This is a genomic window from Pontibacter aquaedesilientis, assembly GCF_014773225.1.
Classification (GTDB): Bacteria; Bacteroidota; Bacteroidia; order Cytophagales; family Hymenobacteraceae; genus Pontibacter; species Pontibacter aquaedesilientis.
In genome coordinates this window covers 71,574-86,482 of record NZ_JACXAJ010000006.1, presented here as the reverse complement: position 1 = coordinate 86,482, position 14,909 = coordinate 71,574, and the positions used below count along the sequence as shown (strand labels likewise).

The 14,909-nt window shown below is 51.6% G+C and carries 14 protein-coding genes; 2 read left to right on the top strand and 12 right to left on the bottom strand.

The window, feature by feature from the left end:
- Positions 1–11: 11 nt before the first annotated feature.
- The 12 genes from H9Q13_RS12765 to H9Q13_RS12710 all read right to left on the bottom strand — a co-directional run bounded on the left by H9Q13_RS12765 (position 12) and on the right by H9Q13_RS12710 (position 10,192).
- Positions 12–437 (bottom strand): cytochrome c maturation protein CcmE domain-containing protein, encoded by a 426-nt coding sequence (locus H9Q13_RS12765; protein WP_191184201.1) that lies wholly within the window; start codon positions 435–437, stop codon positions 12–14.
- 134 nt (positions 438–571) lie between these two features.
- Complete coding sequence (locus tag H9Q13_RS12760) at positions 572–901, bottom strand: hypothetical protein (RefSeq protein WP_191184200.1); 330 nt, start codon at positions 899–901, stop codon at positions 572–574.
- Between the two features lie 123 nt (positions 902–1,024).
- The gene (locus H9Q13_RS12755) at positions 1,025–1,294 is read right to left on the bottom strand and encodes a CcmD family protein (protein WP_191184199.1); all 270 of its coding nucleotides are present in this window, start codon (positions 1,292–1,294) and stop codon (positions 1,025–1,027) included.
- Positions 1,287–1,949, bottom strand: a complete 663-nt coding sequence (gene ccsA / locus H9Q13_RS12750) for a cytochrome c biogenesis protein CcsA (protein ID WP_191184198.1) — start codon at positions 1,947–1,949, stop codon at positions 1,287–1,289. Before ccsA ends, H9Q13_RS12755 begins: the two co-directional genes overlap by 8 nt.
- Before the next feature lie 191 nt (positions 1,950–2,140).
- Positions 2,141–2,782 carry a heme exporter protein CcmB gene (locus H9Q13_RS12745; protein WP_191184197.1) on the bottom strand — a complete coding sequence of 214 codons (642 nt, stop codon included), beginning with the start codon at positions 2,780–2,782 and terminating at the stop codon, positions 2,141–2,143.
- Positions 2,783–3,035: 253 nt separating this feature from the next.
- Positions 3,036–3,710, bottom strand: a complete 675-nt coding sequence (gene phoU, locus H9Q13_RS12740) for a phosphate signaling complex protein PhoU (RefSeq protein ID WP_191184196.1) — start codon at positions 3,708–3,710, stop codon at positions 3,036–3,038.
- Positions 3,711–3,771: 61 nt separating this feature from the next.
- Complete coding sequence (gene pstB, locus H9Q13_RS12735; RefSeq protein WP_191184195.1) at positions 3,772–4,533, bottom strand: phosphate ABC transporter ATP-binding protein PstB; 762 nt, start codon at positions 4,531–4,533, stop codon at positions 3,772–3,774.
- A 10-nt stretch (positions 4,534–4,543) separates the two neighbouring features.
- Positions 4,544–5,401, bottom strand: a complete 858-nt coding sequence (gene pstA, locus H9Q13_RS12730) for a phosphate ABC transporter permease PstA (protein ID WP_191184194.1) — start codon at positions 5,399–5,401, stop codon at positions 4,544–4,546.
- The gene (gene pstC / locus H9Q13_RS12725; RefSeq protein ID WP_191184193.1) at positions 5,394–6,269 is read right to left on the bottom strand and encodes a phosphate ABC transporter permease subunit PstC; all 876 of its coding nucleotides are present in this window, start codon (positions 6,267–6,269) and stop codon (positions 5,394–5,396) included. Before pstC ends, pstA begins: the two co-directional genes overlap by 8 nt.
- Before the next feature lie 72 nt (positions 6,270–6,341).
- Positions 6,342–7,337: a PstS family phosphate ABC transporter substrate-binding protein gene (locus tag H9Q13_RS12720; protein WP_191184192.1), complete on the bottom strand. Its 996-nt coding sequence runs from the start codon at positions 7,335–7,337 to the stop codon at positions 6,342–6,344.
- Between the two features lie 100 nt (positions 7,338–7,437).
- A complete protein-coding gene (locus H9Q13_RS12715; RefSeq protein ID WP_191184191.1) occupies positions 7,438–8,625 on the bottom strand; it encodes a porin in 1,188 nt (395 codons plus the stop codon).
- A 280-nt stretch (positions 8,626–8,905) separates the two neighbouring features.
- Positions 8,906–10,192, bottom strand: coding sequence for a porin (locus H9Q13_RS12710; protein WP_191184190.1), 1,287 nt, complete (start codon positions 10,190–10,192; stop codon positions 8,906–8,908).
- 510 nt (positions 10,193–10,702) lie between these two features.
- Between H9Q13_RS12710 and H9Q13_RS12705 the strand changes: the two genes are divergently transcribed.
- Together H9Q13_RS12705 and H9Q13_RS12700 are read left to right on the top strand one after the other, a co-directional pair.
- Positions 10,703–13,507: a TonB-dependent receptor gene (locus H9Q13_RS12705; RefSeq protein ID WP_191184189.1), complete on the top strand. Its 2,805-nt coding sequence runs from the start codon at positions 10,703–10,705 to the stop codon at positions 13,505–13,507.
- A gap of 46 nt (positions 13,508–13,553) precedes the next feature.
- Complete coding sequence (locus tag H9Q13_RS12700) at positions 13,554–14,906, top strand: T9SS C-terminal target domain-containing protein (RefSeq protein ID WP_191184188.1); 1,353 nt, start codon at positions 13,554–13,556, stop codon at positions 14,904–14,906.
- Positions 14,907–14,909 lie beyond the last annotated feature (3 nt).

Below are 14,909 nucleotides of genomic sequence, written 5' to 3'. Positions count from 1 at the left end.
TCTTAACTAATTTATATACCTGCGGTGTTGGTTTGAATTTCGTTTTCCGTGTACTTGGACGGGCACTTGAGGAGTATCTTGTCGGCCACAAACACTTCGTTTTGCATGTTGCCCGTAATCACAACTTGCTCAGAGCGTTCGAAGTCCTGCGGTTTGGGGTTGAAGTAGACCACCCGCTGTTCGAAGCGGTTGGTGTCCACAAGAGTAAAAGCAAAGTAATTCGGGTCTTTCAGTGGGTCGTATTGCATGCCCACGATGTGCCCTTGGTCATCTTTTTTGAGGCGCCCCACCACATGCACTTTGGTGGAGTTGCCATCCTGGGCCATCTCAATGGCGTCGCCAAATGAAACATAGGTGCTCGCGTCGCCAGCCGTGGTCATGATAATGCCAATGGCCATAGCGATCACGATAATACCGATGATGTGTGACTTTTTCATCTTATTTAAAAAATGTAGATTCTCCTTTTCTGATAGCCTAACACACGTTTGGAGGTTTTAAATCCATCGTGGATAGGGATATTCATCAATTTTTGCCTGAAAAGCAGCGCCACACATCATCGGGGTTATACCTGTCAGTGGGTGCCGTTGCCTGCAATCGGTAGCACGCGGGCCACGGTGGCGCTTTCGTTAGCTACGTTGCGCTGCTGCGCTTCCAGTTCTACAAAAAACTCGTCGGAGTCCAGTAGTTTATAGGTGCGCAGGTGTCGCTGCGAAATAAACCACATTTCGCCGTGGGTGTTGCTCAGTATAAAGAAACACTCCGAAGTTTCGCTGGCATTGTACACGCCCAATACTTTGTAGGCGTAGGCGGGGTCGAAGCGGCCGTCATTTATCGGGTGCGGCTTTACATGGTCTAGTGGGCTAAGCGAAACGTATAGTCGGGGATTTAGGGTGATGCTCATGTCTAAAAGTATTTAGTGAATGAGCGTTTCTACGCAAATAACCCCGTGGTGGCCGTTCCGATATCAGGTATAAATGGCCGGCTGCCTTAAATCCTGACAAAGCCCTTTCAGGCACTATTGTTTTTAACGATTCACGTAGTCGTCTTTCAGCTGTTTCTCCAGTCGGCCTACCTTGCGGTCGAGGGCAATCAGGTAAAACAGCACGCCGGCCAGCACTGTGAGCAGCACGGCCACCACCACGTAAATCTTGCCGTCCTGACGCAGGCTATCGGCCATTTCGATGTTTTGCTGCGGAGCAGACGATAACTCGGCCATCTGTTCTTGGGCCATGGCTGGCTCAAAGGCCAGCAGCATGCCTACTATAAAGCAGCAAATGGCCAGTACTCTAAACATTTTCATATATGCGTTGTCTCAGTAATTCAAATCTTGATTTCACGTTCACGATCCAGATGCCCAGCAGTGTCCAGCCCAGCACGGCAGGGTAGAACACCAGGCGCAGGCTACTGTCGAGGTCGTAGGCGTTAAAGCCGGGATTGCCGCCGTTTCCCGGGTGAAGCGAATCGGTGAGGCGGGGCAAAATGAATAGCAAAGGGATAAGGGCCGCAAAAGCGAAAATGTTGTATACCGCGCTGATACGGGCTCGTTGCTGTTGCTCGGCAAAAGAGCTGCGCAGTACGAGATAGGCAAAGTAGATCAGCAGACCGATGGCCGCCCCGTTCTGTTTCGGGTCGTTGCTCCAGTACTCCCCCCATGTAAATTTAGCCCACTCCATACCTGTCACAATACCCAGCACGCCAAAAAGTATACCCACCTTAGCGGCTTCGTGCGCGATAATATCGTTTTTGATGCTCGGCTTGCGCAGGTATTTAATGGCATACACCACCGACATGAGCAGGATCAGGATCATGCCAAACCACATTGGCACGTGGAAGTACAGGTTACGGATGGTTTCGTTCAGGATGGCCAATCGGGGAACATCCGACAGCATACCCACCGCCACGGTAAACACCAGCAGCAGCACGGTCAGTATTTTCCACCAGTTCTTCATATTCAGATATTAGTATTTAGATGCTAGATTTTAGACACAGGTCGTCAAACTTCTTTTTAAACAAACAATTGGTTCTTATCTGTTTCGTTCTTGAAAATTATTAACATCTTTTGCTCTTTTGCCATTCCCCTTTCATCACTTTTCTAGGCCTTTGTCTATTGTCTAATTTCTATTGTCTAAAGTCTAGGACCTTACGAACGCCAAAGGTACGGGAACAAAATATAAGAAACAGTGACAACGATCATGTTTATGGCAAGCAAAGTAAGCAGTTCGTCGAGACTGGCGGCCCGCTCCAGCCCATCCATGGCGTTTTTGGACATTTTGATGAGCATGAGCAGCATAGGCACGATTACTGGGAAACTGAGCACGGCCATTAGGGTGCTGCTGTTGGCTGCCTTAGAGGCTATACCTGATATCATGGTTAGGGAAGTCGAGAAACCGATGGCACCGAGCAGAATACTGAGTAGGAACATCGGAATGTCCTGTACCGGGTTGCCCAGCACAAAAGCATAGAACACAAAACAGATCAGTGCCAGCACCAGCATAAGACAGGCATTGTAAAGAATCTTGGCCAGAATGATGCCCTGCGGACTCACGATGGAGTAGAAATAGAGTAGTCGGCCGCGGTTTTCTTGCATAAAACTCTTGGCAATGGCATTGACCGACGTAAACAGCAGGATAATCCAGAACAGGGCATTCCAAACAGGCACTTGCAAGGCATTGGAGCGAAGCCCGAAGCTGAGGTAGCAGACAAAGACTGTGCTGCTGACGTAGAGCAGCATACCGTTGAAGGCATACTTCTGCCGCCACTCCAACAGGAAATCCTTCTGCATTAAGTATATGACTTCTTTGAACAGCACCTTCGTAATTTTGCGCAAAGGTACGACACAAATTGTATAATTGCTAAAGTAGGGATGGGGTGAACTGGCGCAGGGTTTTCCCCTGTGTTAAGGTATAAAGCTGAGCTACTCGAAAGCCTTTGGGGAAGCTTGACGTCATAAAAAAGGCGCAAGTCTTAAAACCTGCGCCAATTATTGTATTCCCCTCGAACCAACAATTAAACCATCAACAATTTAACAATTCAACCTACTCCTTCTTTTTCTTCTTCCTTCTGTGCTTTACCACTTTTGCTTCACGGTAGAAGATGATCTCTTCGGCCATATTGGTGACCTGATCGCCTACGCGTTCCAGCTTTTTGATGATGGAGAGCAGGGCGAGCGACTCAGCGATGCGATCCGGATGGGCCTTGATGTACTTGGTGATCACAGCGTCTGACTTGCGGTAGATCTTGTTCAGGGTCTTATCACGTTTGATAAGCGCTTTGGCCTGCTTCGGATCGTCTTCCTTAAAGGCGGTGCGGCACTCTGTAAACATGGCCAAAGCTTCGTCATACATCACCAGCACTTTGGTGAGCTCAATCAGCTCCGGGTCGAGCGGGTGATTAAGCTTGCAGGCAAAGCGGGCTATCCCTTCGGCGGTATCGCCTACGCGCTCCAGGTTGGTGTTGATTTTCAGAATGGCCAGTACGGTACGCAGGTCCACGGCAACAGGGTTGAAAAGGGCGAAGAAGTTTTCGCACATGCGGTCAATCTTGATATCGAAGTTGTTCACTTTCCGATCAAGCTTGATAATCCGCTGTGCCAGTTCCTTATCGCCATTCACGACAGCTTCCCGGCCGCTGCTCAGCTGGTACTCCACCAGGTCCCACATCTCCAGGAGTTTGTTTCGTAAGCGGTCGAGTTCTACATCTATATGAGGCATTCGTGTCTTGAGGTTATGAGTGAGAATGTTTTTTTATACGTAAACAAGGCGCAAAAAAAGCTTAACCGAAACGGCCCGTAATGTAGTTCTGGGTACGCGTATCGTGCGGACTTGTGAACATGGTTTTGGTCTTGGCGTATTCCACCAGCTCTCCCATGTAGAAGAAAGCGGTATAGTCGCTCACACGGCCTGCTTGCTGCATGTTGTGCGTTACAATCACGATCGTGTAATCTTTCTTCAGCTCGTAGATCAGCTCCTCAATTTTGGCAGAGGAGATGGGGTCGAGGGCTGAGGCGGGCTCGTCCATGAGGATAACGGAGGGCTGTATGGCCAAGGCGCGTGCAATGCAGAGGCGCTGCTGCTGACCACCCGAAAGCGCTAGGGCCGACTTGTCGAGCTTGTCTTTCACCTCGTCCCAGATGGCGGCTTGCCGCAGCGATTTCTCACAGGTTTCCTGCAATATTTTCTTGTCCTTTATTCCTTGAATCCTGAGGCCATACACCACGTTTTCGAATATGCTCTTCGGAAAGGGATTGGGCTTTTGGAACACCATGCCCACTTCTTTGCGCAGTTCGTCTACCTGCACGTCGTTGGCATAAATGTCGCGGCCGTCCAACAGAATCTGGCCATCTATGCGGAAGCCGTCAATGTAATCGTTCATGCGGTTGAATGTGCGCAGGAACGTGGACTTGCCGCAGCCCGACGGACCGATAAAGGCGGTCACGGCCTTCTCTTCCATCGCGACGTTGATGCTCTTGAGCGCATGGAAGTCGCCGTAGTAGGCGTCAAGGTTAATGGCTTCTAACTTACTTGGTTTCTTCATGGGTGAAAACTTACCATTTTATTTTCTTTTGCTGACGGTGGCGCAGGTATACTGCGACGCCGTTGAGCAGGAAGGTGATCAATAATAAGATGATGATGGCCGCCGCCGCATTGGTCAGAAAGGCCGCCTGCGGTCGCGAGGTCCAGTTAAAAATCTGGATGGGCAGTACTGTGAATTCGTCCATTGGCGAACTCGGCACAAACGGCACGTAAGCCAGCGCTCCGATCACAATAAGCGGGGCCGCTTCGCCCACAGCCCTGGAAAGTGCTAGAATCACCCCCGTCAGGATGCCGCCAAACGAAGATGGTAGCACTTGGTACCACACCGTTTGCCACTTCGAAGCGCCCAGGGCAAAGGAGCCGTCGCGGATGGTGCGGGGCACGGCACGGATGGCTTCGCGGGTAGTGACAATAATGATGGGAAGAATCAGCAGGGAGAGCGTAAGCGCACCGGCCAGCAAACTGCCACCCAACTTCATGAAACGCACAAAGAGCTCGAGGCCCAGCAAACCGTAGATGATCGAAGGTACGCCTGCCAGGTTGGCGATGTTAATTTCCAGGAAATTCGAGAGTTTCGTCTTTTTAGCATACTCTTCCAGGTATACGCCAGCGGCTATACCTAATGGGAAAGCGATCAGGGCAGAAAGAATCAGAATCCAGATGGTGCCGGCCCACGCGGTGAGTATACCTGCGCTGGCTGCCCGGCGCGATGGCAGGCTGGTCAGGAAATCCCAGTCGATACGGGCTATACCTTCTATCACAATGTCGATCAGGAAGATGGCCAGCACCACCAGCCCGATAAAGGTGCAGAAGACGCCAAATACCTGGAAGGCTTTGTCCTTGAGGCGGTTTTTCTCGGAGTTAGTCATACTTTTCCTGATATTTCTTTTTGATCCAGAAGCTGAGGTTGTTCAAAATGAACGTGAACACAAACAGCGTCATACCTGCCGCGAAAATAGTGCGGTACTCCAGCGAGCCGTGCGGCACGTCACCGAGGCTCACCTGCACGATGTAAGTCGTGATTGTCTCGATCGGCACAAAGGGGTTGAGCGTGAGGCGCGGTTGCTGACCCGCTGCAATGGCCACAATCATGGTCTCGCCAACGGCTCTCGAAATAGCCAAAATTACCGACACCAGTATACCTGACGACGCGGCAGGCACCATGACGCCGAAAGCGGTTTGCAGTCGGGTAGAGCCCATGCCATAGGCGGCTTCGCGCAAAGAGCGGGGCACGGCACTAATGGCGTCTTCACTCAGCGAGGAAATCATGGGGATGATCATAATGCCCATCACAATGCCCGCTGACAGGGCATTGAAACCAGCCAAACCAGGTATAAACGATTGCAGGAAAGGCGTCACCACGGTCAGGGCAAAGAAGCCATATACTACCGTGGGGATAGTGGCCAGCACTTCCAACAGCGGTTTGATATAGGTTTTGAAACGGGCATGAGCGTACTCGTTTAGGTAGATGGCGATGGTAAGGCCGATCGGCAACGCCACCGCTATGGCAATAACCGTGGTGAGGAATGTGCCTGCCACGAGGGGCAGGATACCGAACTTTTTGTCGGCGAAGAGTGGCGTCCATTCCTTTTCGGTGAGGAAGCGCACAAGGGACACTTCGCTGAAGAACAGCACTGATTCCGAGAGCAATACCCAGACAATGCTGATCGTGATCAGGATAGTGATGGCGGCTGACAGCCACAGCAGGCTTTCGATAATTTTCTCCTGTACTCTCAAGGTGCTTTTGCTTTAAACCCAGGTATAGCTCACTATTGCCAGTCGCTATACCTGGGTTGTTTGTTCAGGAATCTATTGCTTGTTGGCAGTAGCGCCACCGGTGGCGAATTGCTGAAACTTCTGCTTCTGTTCTTTGTAAAGGTTGTCTGGCAGACGAATGTAGCCTACTTCTTCACTCAGATCACCGGCATTGTCAAGGTAAAAGTTAACGAAATCCACTACCTCTGGCTTAGCTACGGCTTTAGAGCTCACATAGATGAAAAGAGGACGCGATAGCGGGGCGTAAGAACCATTCTTTACGGTTTCCAGTGATGGCAAAATAGCACCTGCACCATTGCTGTCGTTTTCGTCGTTGACAGGCACAGCCTTCAGTTTGCTCTTGTTCTCTTCGTAATAGGCATAGCCAAAGAAGCCCAATGCCAGCGGATCGGTCGATACACCCTGTACCAACACGTTGTCGTCTTCACTGGCGGTATAGTCGCCGCGGCTCGAGTGGCTCTTGCCCACGATAGCTTCGGTGAAGTAGTCATACGTGCCCGACTCTACACCAGCGCCGTAGAGATGGATTTCCTGATCAGGCCACTCCGGGCGAATCTGGTTCCAACGCATGATCGTGCCCTGTGCTTCCGGCTCCCATATTTTTTTCAGTTCAGCCACGGTGATGTCCTTTACCCAGTCGTTTTCAGGGTGCACCACTACCGTCAGACCGTCGTAGGCCACGGAAAGCTGCACAAAGGAGATTCCGTTCTCACCGGCCGTCTGCTCTTCGGAAGCATTCATCGAGCGGGAGGCATTCACGATGTCGATCTCGCCACGGGTGAATTTCTTCATACCGCCACCTGTTCCCGAAACACCCACGGTCACTTTCACTTCCGGCGCCTCGGCACGGTACTCTTCTGCCACGGCCTCTGTGATGGGATACACCGTAGAAGAACCGTCGATCTGGATAGAGCCTGACAGGTCGCTACCACCTTCTTGACTATTGCCACCGCAAGATGTCATGGCGAGCGAGGCACCCAGCATAAGAGCTGCGCTAAGTCTGAAATACGTGAGCCTAGATTTTAACATACAATTCGATTTTGGGTTATAAGATGAGTGTTGTGGGTTAGTTGGTATTGAATTGTTGATTTTTAAGCTGATATACTGATTTGGTATTCAGGGAGTTGTTTTAGAGGGCTAATTCCATCTGCAGTCTGAACTGGGTACGGTCCTCGCGGCCTGCTTCCTCTATCAGCGATACGTCGCTCTGTACCTTCAGGGAGTGTCCTACGATGTATTTGGATATACCCAGGGTATACTGGTTCTGCGCCCGCAAGCCCGTTGCATTTGTTGGGTTGTAATCGGTATAGCGGCCTGCCACTTCCCAGTTGCTCGGCAACAGGTAGCCCGCCTGCAGGTTCAGGGCGGAGCCCGTCACAAAGGTTTCCTGTACTTTGCCTGCTTCGTCGCGTAGCACTACAGGGCCGTCAGGGGCTTTGCGGTTGGCATACTCGCCCATAGCCGAGAAGCCGCGGTACTTGAACATTGCGTCTACGAACCAGGTGCTTAGGTCGCGGGTGTCGCTCAGGAAGCTGCCAAGTTGGGCTCGCTGGCGAACGGCATTGTCGTTAAAGTCGTAGGAGGCTGCTAAAGAAAGTTTGGGAGTCTGCTCACGCTCGAGGTCACTGCCCACATAATCGCCGTCTCCTTTAAAAGCTCCGAAAGGCAGTACTTCCACACGGCCTGTAAAGCCGTACCCACCCGTGTTGTTCACCGTGATGTCGCGGCCCTCACCCATGGCAATAGAGCCGATCTCTCTTAACACTACTTGCCCTAGTTGGTGCTCATGGTGCAATTGCAGGCCAGCGTCGCGGTCGAGGTTAAAGCGGGAGTTAAGCAAGCTGCGGTCCACGAACTGCAGCTTCTGCGAAGAAACCACACGCTCCCGGTTACCAGGCAATTTGGTCTGTCCCACCCAAAGTTCCAGGTTGGGTGTCATTTGCCACTTGGCCACAGCGTCCAGTATGATGTTGTCGGCATTGTTGGTCTGATCAGGTATATCGTTGCCGATGTCGCTATTGCTTAGGCCAAGCTCTATTTTATACTTCAGCCTTGGCGAGAAAGCAAAGCCATCGAACTTCAGGCGGGCCCTGCGAACCAGGAAGCGGTCGTCCCATTCTTGTGTGGCCGGGTTTTGCCCGCCCTGATAGAGCAATTGAAAACGAGTACCGAATTTAAGGCTGAAAGAGGAGTCGGCGGCCATGAATTGAAGTCCTTTACCGAACTTGCTGTTGTTGATGGTTTGTGCTTGCGTACTGAAGGCGAAGAGGCAGATAAATGAAAGTGCGATAAGCCCCCGGTTAATCGTGTTGTTCACTGTTTTGTATTAGTTAAGGTGAGAATTAAGCTAATAACTTTTTATTCAAAGCCGGCTTTCGGCACTGTGGCCCAAAACGCCGGTAAGTTACAGCTCAGGTCAGAGGATGGTTAGTCGGGCCATCTGTTCTGCTCCTGAATGATGCTGCAAAGTTACCGTCCCAATATTACTCGGAGGTTATGGGCATGTTACGGATATGTTAAGAATAGGGTACTGTAGAACGAAACAGCCGCTGATTCCAGAGAACCAGCGGCTGTTTCGATAAAAGCGAGCTGTTGTATTAGAAGTTAAACTGCGCCTGTAGTCTCAGGCGGTTGCCGTGCTGGCGGTTGTTGAAGTTTTGTGCGTTACGGACGGTACGGTCACCGATGCTATAGTCTGCTGTCAGCTCTATACTCTTATGCACCAGCCACTCCACACCAATTTCGGTCTCGTATACAGTATAGCCTGGAGCGTCGCGCTCGTGTTTTTTGCCGCCTTCGTAGTGCTGTACCTTCACGAAGGGTATAAGTACCTGCGACCCTACCTCTTTGCGGTACATCACCTGTGCGTATCCCCCACGCAGGTTTTTCACCTCAATGGCTTTTGTGTCCGGGTTGAATTCCGGGCCTCGTCCCACGTTATACTCCGCCTGGAAACCGAATGGCTGTGGATATACCACAAAAGTTGCTGCGACACGCTGATCCGTAAACCCATCCTTTGCGTACTTCTCCGCTATACTTACACCAGATGAAACTTGGTCTGACGTTACCACATACCTGCCTGTATAGGCCTGAATACCGGGCTCGATAATCTGCTTGCTGCCTACCAGAAACGGATAGGAGAGACGGGCCACGGCATGCTGCGTGTTATTGGCTTCCGGCTTGTTGGCGGTTTGGCCATTGTAAATACCGATGCCGAACACACCGTAATTACCCGAGCCTTTCAGGCCTTCGTCTGTCAGCATTTTGAAACGCTCCTGAATTTCTACAGGTGTCCAGTAGAAGAATACACCCAGGTCACGCTCGTTGGCTATGGCACTGTTCAGGGCGTCGTTACGGTCCAGGGCCAAACGGTTGCTGCTCGATTGCATGTTTTCGAAGCCATACGGGATCTTGCTCTGGCCTACCCGGAAGCGGTATACCTTGTTCTTGTCGAGCGACACGTCGAAATAAGCATCGCGGAGCTGAAAGAAATTCAGGACAGTAGAAGAGGACGAAGAGGCAAAGTCAGGCTGGATGTAGATTGAGAGGCGGTCGCTCACGTCCCCGCTGAAGATCAGACGGCCACGGCGCAGAAACAGGCCCCCATTTTCGCCAAGAGACCTGTCGCACTGGTCGCACTTGAGGTTAGGGTTGGTCTCAAGCAGGCGGTTATAGCGCACTTGGGCGTAACCACGCAAAGAGATTCTATCATACCAAGCTTTCTTTTTAGGAGTCTCCTGCGCAACGGCAGGGGCTTGCTGTACCACTACCGAAGTGGTTTGGGCAGTAGAGTCTGTTGTCTGGGCACTCGTTTCATTAGAAAGGAAAATGCCTGTGGCTAATCCTGCCGCCAGAATGGCACGCGTTACGGTTGTTACTTTCATTTTTGGGTGAGTAAAGTATATAAACCGCCTTAGTCAGTTCCCGCTACGGAGTCTAATCGTTTTGGGAAGGCAGTTGCCAAGTTTGAAATGTCGCTAATCCCTTGATTCAGAAGGCGCTTTCAATTTGAGCGGTACAAAGATCGGGAGACAATGTTATTCGTCTGTTATGCCAATGTTAAGTTTATGTTACTAAAAACGGGTGCGGTATCAACCTTAGAACCGGCTGGTATAGGTATAGCAGGAGGCATTGAGAAATAGGCGCTTCAGCAGGGAATGACAAAGGGACCTACTTTCCGACAGGCAGAGTAAAGCAACTGCTCTTATACCTGTTCGAAGCCGCCTTTATACGTGCCACACCATAATAAGGAGTGGCTGTAACAGCTTTTCGCGCACACTTTACAGTAACTTAACAAAGCAGGTTGATCTTTAACAGTTTAGTAACCGGGTAGTAATTTTAGCTTAAAAGACCAGCTATACTTTTGCAGCGAGACTAAGACACAGTTAATCGCTATGAAATTACTTCTAACACTTCTCGCCATCCTGCATACCACTGTTTACTGTTTGGGTCAACAGGGCACGCTGTCGGGCACCGTAACAGACAAGACAAACGGGGAGGCCATTATCGGGGCCGTGGTATTCATCAAGGGTACATCCAAAGGAACAACCACCGATTATAATGGCCACTACACCTTGCCGCTGGAGGCCGGCACTCATAATATCTCGGTTACCTTTCTGTCTTATAAGCCATTTGAGAAAGTGGGAGTAGCGGTAAGTGCCGGGCAATCTGCCACGCTGCACATCCAGCTCGAAGAAAACACAACACAGATCCAAACAGTGGAGATTGTGGGAACGCGCCAGACCAACACAGAGATGGCGATAGTGGCCGACATGCGCCAAAGCGAAGTAGTGGTGAGCGGTGTGGGAGGCGAGCAAATAGCCAAGTCAATGGACCGCGACGCCGCCGAAACAGTAAAGCGCATACCGGGAGTAACCATCCTGAACGATCGCTATGTGGTGATCAGGGGGATGAGCCAGCGCTACAACACCGTAACCCTGAATGATGCGCTTACGCCTAGCACTGAGCCGGACCAGAAAGCCTTTTCGTTCGATATTCTGCCCACCAGCGTGATAGACCGCATCATGATCTATAAGAACGGATCGCCGGAGCTGCCCGGCGAGTTTGGTGGGGGCATTGTCAAGGTCTACACGAAAAACGCCAGCGAGAACCTTACCACGGTTGGGGTATCGGGCTCTTACCGTGTCGGCACCGCTTTCCAGAGCTTCCTGACCGACCACAAAGGCAGCACCGACTTCCTGGGATTTGATAACGGCAAACGCGCCATACCTGCCAGTGTACCTGCGAACCTGGACGCTGTGAAAGGTCAGGAGCAGTATGCCAATATAGGCCGTGCGTTTCCAAATGCCTGGTCTCCTCAGTCTGTCACGGCGCTTCCAGATCTTAGAATGTCAGTAGGCCTCAACCGTCTGTTCGATCTGGGGGATGTGCGGATGAGCACCGTGTCTGCCATCTCTTACAGCAACACGCAATCTATCACGGAAGGTACCCGGAATTCGTATGGGGCCTTTGACGAGGCCGTCGGTGCCAGCGCACCTTACCTTAGCTTCCAGGACAATGTGTATACCAACAACGTGCGGGTTGGTGCTGTGAGCAACTGGTCGGCTCGCCTCAACAATAATAATAAAATAGAATTCCGGAACCTGCTCAACCAACTGGGCAGCAACGAGGTGCTGGAGCGCGAAGGGATAGACTTTACGAACGGTGAGCAACGGCAGAAGAACTACTCGCTGCGTTACGAGAGCCGCACCATCTACTCGGGCCAGCTGCAGGGCACACACGATTTCCAGGATGACAGGTCGACTGTGACCTGGACAGGCGGATACAACTACACCAACAAGAACGAACCGGACTACCGTAGGCTAAGAACGGTTTACGAAGATGACAGGCAGGCTTACAAAGTTCAGTTTCAGCCGGAGTCAAATCCAAGCCTTCAGGATGTCGGCCGTTTTTACTCTAATCTGAACGAGCATGCGCTGATGGCCAGCGGTCAGTACGAGCATCGGTTCCACCCTGCTGACTCAGCGTCGGAGAATGCTCCCAAAATGAGGGCCGGTTTTTACGCAGAGCGCAAAAACAGAGACTATACCTCCCGCTATTTCTCATTTGGCTATACCCAGCGCGGCACCTTTAACGAAGCGATTGCTTACCAGCCGCTTGATCAGGTGTTCAGCCCGGAAAACATAAACAGGAGCAACGGCCTGGTGCTGGTGGAAGACGCCAACCCTCAGAACAACTACCAAGCCGCCAACTCAAACATTGCCGGGTACATAAGCGGTTCTGCACCGCTCACTGATAAACTGTCAGCCTCAGGCGGGCTGCGAGTGGAGTACAACAACCAGGAGCTCTCTTCAAAAGGGTTTGACGGGAGCGCGATCGTCAAAGACAACCCGGTGCTTAGCCTGCTTCCTTCCGCAAACTTCACCTATACCTTAACCCCGCGTGCCATGCTGCGTGCCGGTGGTAGCATCAGCGTAAACAGGCCGGAGTTTCGTGAAATCGCCCCGGCGCCATACTTCGACTTCGTCAACCTGCTGGAAGTTATAGGCAACCCCGATTTAGATATTGCCACAATATACAACGGCGATGTGCGCTACGAATTCTATCCGAACCCGTCCGAGGTGCTGTCTTTTGGGGCGTTCTACAAGTACTTCCGCAAGCCGATTGAGTCCGTTTTTGAGAACACGCCGGGCGGTAACACCATCACCTTCGAAAACGCGGAGAACGCTTACAGCTATGGCATAGAGGCCGAGGTAAGAAAGTCGCTTCTGGATCTGTCAGCAGTGCCATTTGTGCAGCACCTGACCCTGGTGTTGAACGCTGCGCTGGTCCAAAGCCAGGTTGAGCTGCAGGCTACAAGAGCTGCCTTCCAGCCAGGCAAGCGTGCCATGGTAGGGCAATCGCCTTACGTGGTGAACACAGGTGTTTATTATCAGAATGATGATCGCCAGCTACAGGTCAACCTGCTGTATAACGTCGTTGGCAAGCGCATTTTCGCAGCGGGCAGCAACCAGCGGCAGGCGGTGTATGAAATGCCGCGCCACCAGGTTGACCTTTCCCTAACAAAAGGCATAGGGGAGCACTTCGAGCTAAAAGCCGGCATTCAGGATGTGCTGAACCAGAAGACTCGCCTGATCCAGGACTCAAACGACGACCAAAAGATCACAGGTATAGATGAGTCGTTCAGGGAGTTCCGCAAGGGCCAGTATGCCACGCTGGGTATCACCTATAAGTTTTAAACCCAAACAATAGAATTCTAAACCTTTTAACAATTAGACGATGATTATGAAAAAGCTATTTAATCTGGTATTGGTGGCGTTGATTTCTGTTGCAGTGTTTGCCTGCGACGAGGATAGCACAACAACGCCAGCGCCAACCGGCGAACAATTTGCAATGACCCAGGAGAACGGGATGATGGTTATAGCAGGGTCAACAGAACAGAATTATGAGTTTAAAGCCGACCAAAAGTACTTGTTGAAGGGCTTTGTTTACGTAAAGGCAGGCGCGACGCTCACGATTGAGCCAGGTACCATCATCAAAGGAGACAAAGCTACCAAAGGCACCCTGATAATTGAGCGTGGCGGCAAAATCATGGCCAATGGCACAGCCCAGAAGCCGATCGTGTTTACCTCGTCGCAGCCTGCGGGCTCACGTGCCGCCGGCGACTGGGGCGGTATCATTATACTGGGCAAGGCGCCGGTTAACCTGGGTACGGCTGCCAAAATTGAAGGCGGGGTAGACAGAGAATTTGGAGGCACCGACGCTGCCGATAACTCCGGCGTGCTTAAGTATGTGCGTATTGAATTCCCAGGTATAGCTTTCCAGCCAGACAATGAGATCAACGGTTTGACGATGGGCGGTGTTGGCTCGGGCACCACGCTGGACTATATCCAGGTATCCTACTGCGGCGACGACTCTTTCGAGTGGTTTGGAGGCACAGTGAATGCCAAACACCTGATTGCTTACAAAACCGTAGACGATATGTTTGACACGGATAACGGTTACTCTGGCAAGCTCCAATACCTGGTGGGTATCGCTGACCCGAACGTGGCGGACGCCTCCGGCTCGAACGGTTTTGAGTCGGATAACGACTCGCAAGGTTCCGCTGCCACGCCCGTTACGGCACCAACTTACTCAAATGTGACCTTGTTTGGCCCACTTGGCACCAACTCAGCGGCCTCTGTAAACGCTAACTTCAAGCGAGGCCTGCACCTGCGCCGCAATAACCAGACTAAACTGCACAACTCCATCGTAATGGGCTGGCCTGTCGGTTTGCTGCTGGATGGCAGCGCAACCGAGGCAAATGCAACCAGCGGCTCATTTAAAATTCAGAACACGGTTATAGCCGGGGTGCCTTCAAGCAAAGCACTTACCTTGGTGTCTGGCAGTACATTCGATCTGGCCAGTTGGTTTAATGCCTCCAGCAAGGGCAATGCAGTGGTAGACCAGGCTTCTTCCCTAAACATAGCTGGGGCTTATAATACAACGCCAAGCTTTGTAAAGGCTTCCACCACGGTCGTTCCAAACTTCTCGGGTCTCGACAGCTTCTTCGACCAGGTTGATTTTGTGGGGGCGTTTGGCGCGACAGACTGGACTGCGGGCTGGGCAAACTTCAATCCGCAAAACACCGCCTACTAATCA

Bases quoted from the DNA above. Each gene is read 5' to 3' on its own strand.
- pstB (WP_191184195.1), bottom strand. From the start codon at position 4,533: ATGAAGAAACCAAGTAAGTTAGAAGCCATTAACCTTGACGCCTACTAC.
- H9Q13_RS12705 (WP_191184189.1), top strand. From the start codon at position 10,703: ATGAAATTACTTCTAACACTTCTCGCCATCCTGCATACCACTGTTTAC.
- H9Q13_RS12765 (WP_191184201.1), bottom strand. From the start codon at position 437: ATGAAAAAGTCACACATCATCGGTATTATCGTGATCGCTATGGCCATT.
- H9Q13_RS12760 (WP_191184200.1), bottom strand. From the start codon at position 901: ATGAGCATCACCCTAAATCCCCGACTATACGTTTCGCTTAGCCCACTA.
- phoU (WP_191184196.1), bottom strand. From the start codon at position 3,710: ATGCCTCATATAGATGTAGAACTCGACCGCTTACGAAACAAACTCCTG.
- H9Q13_RS12710 (WP_191184190.1), bottom strand. From the start codon at position 10,192: ATGAAAGTAACAACCGTAACGCGTGCCATTCTGGCGGCAGGATTAGCC.
- ccsA (WP_191184198.1), bottom strand. From the start codon at position 1,949: ATGAAGAACTGGTGGAAAATACTGACCGTGCTGCTGCTGGTGTTTACC.
- pstA (WP_191184194.1), bottom strand. From the start codon at position 5,401: ATGACTAACTCCGAGAAAAACCGCCTCAAGGACAAAGCCTTCCAGGTA.
- H9Q13_RS12720 (WP_191184192.1), bottom strand. From the start codon at position 7,337: ATGTTAAAATCTAGGCTCACGTATTTCAGACTTAGCGCAGCTCTTATG.
- H9Q13_RS12755 (WP_191184199.1), bottom strand. From the start codon at position 1,294: ATGTTTAGAGTACTGGCCATTTGCTGCTTTATAGTAGGCATGCTGCTG.
- H9Q13_RS12745 (WP_191184197.1), bottom strand. From the start codon at position 2,782: ATGCAGAAGGATTTCCTGTTGGAGTGGCGGCAGAAGTATGCCTTCAAC.
- H9Q13_RS12700 (WP_191184188.1), top strand. From the start codon at position 13,554: ATGAAAAAGCTATTTAATCTGGTATTGGTGGCGTTGATTTCTGTTGCA.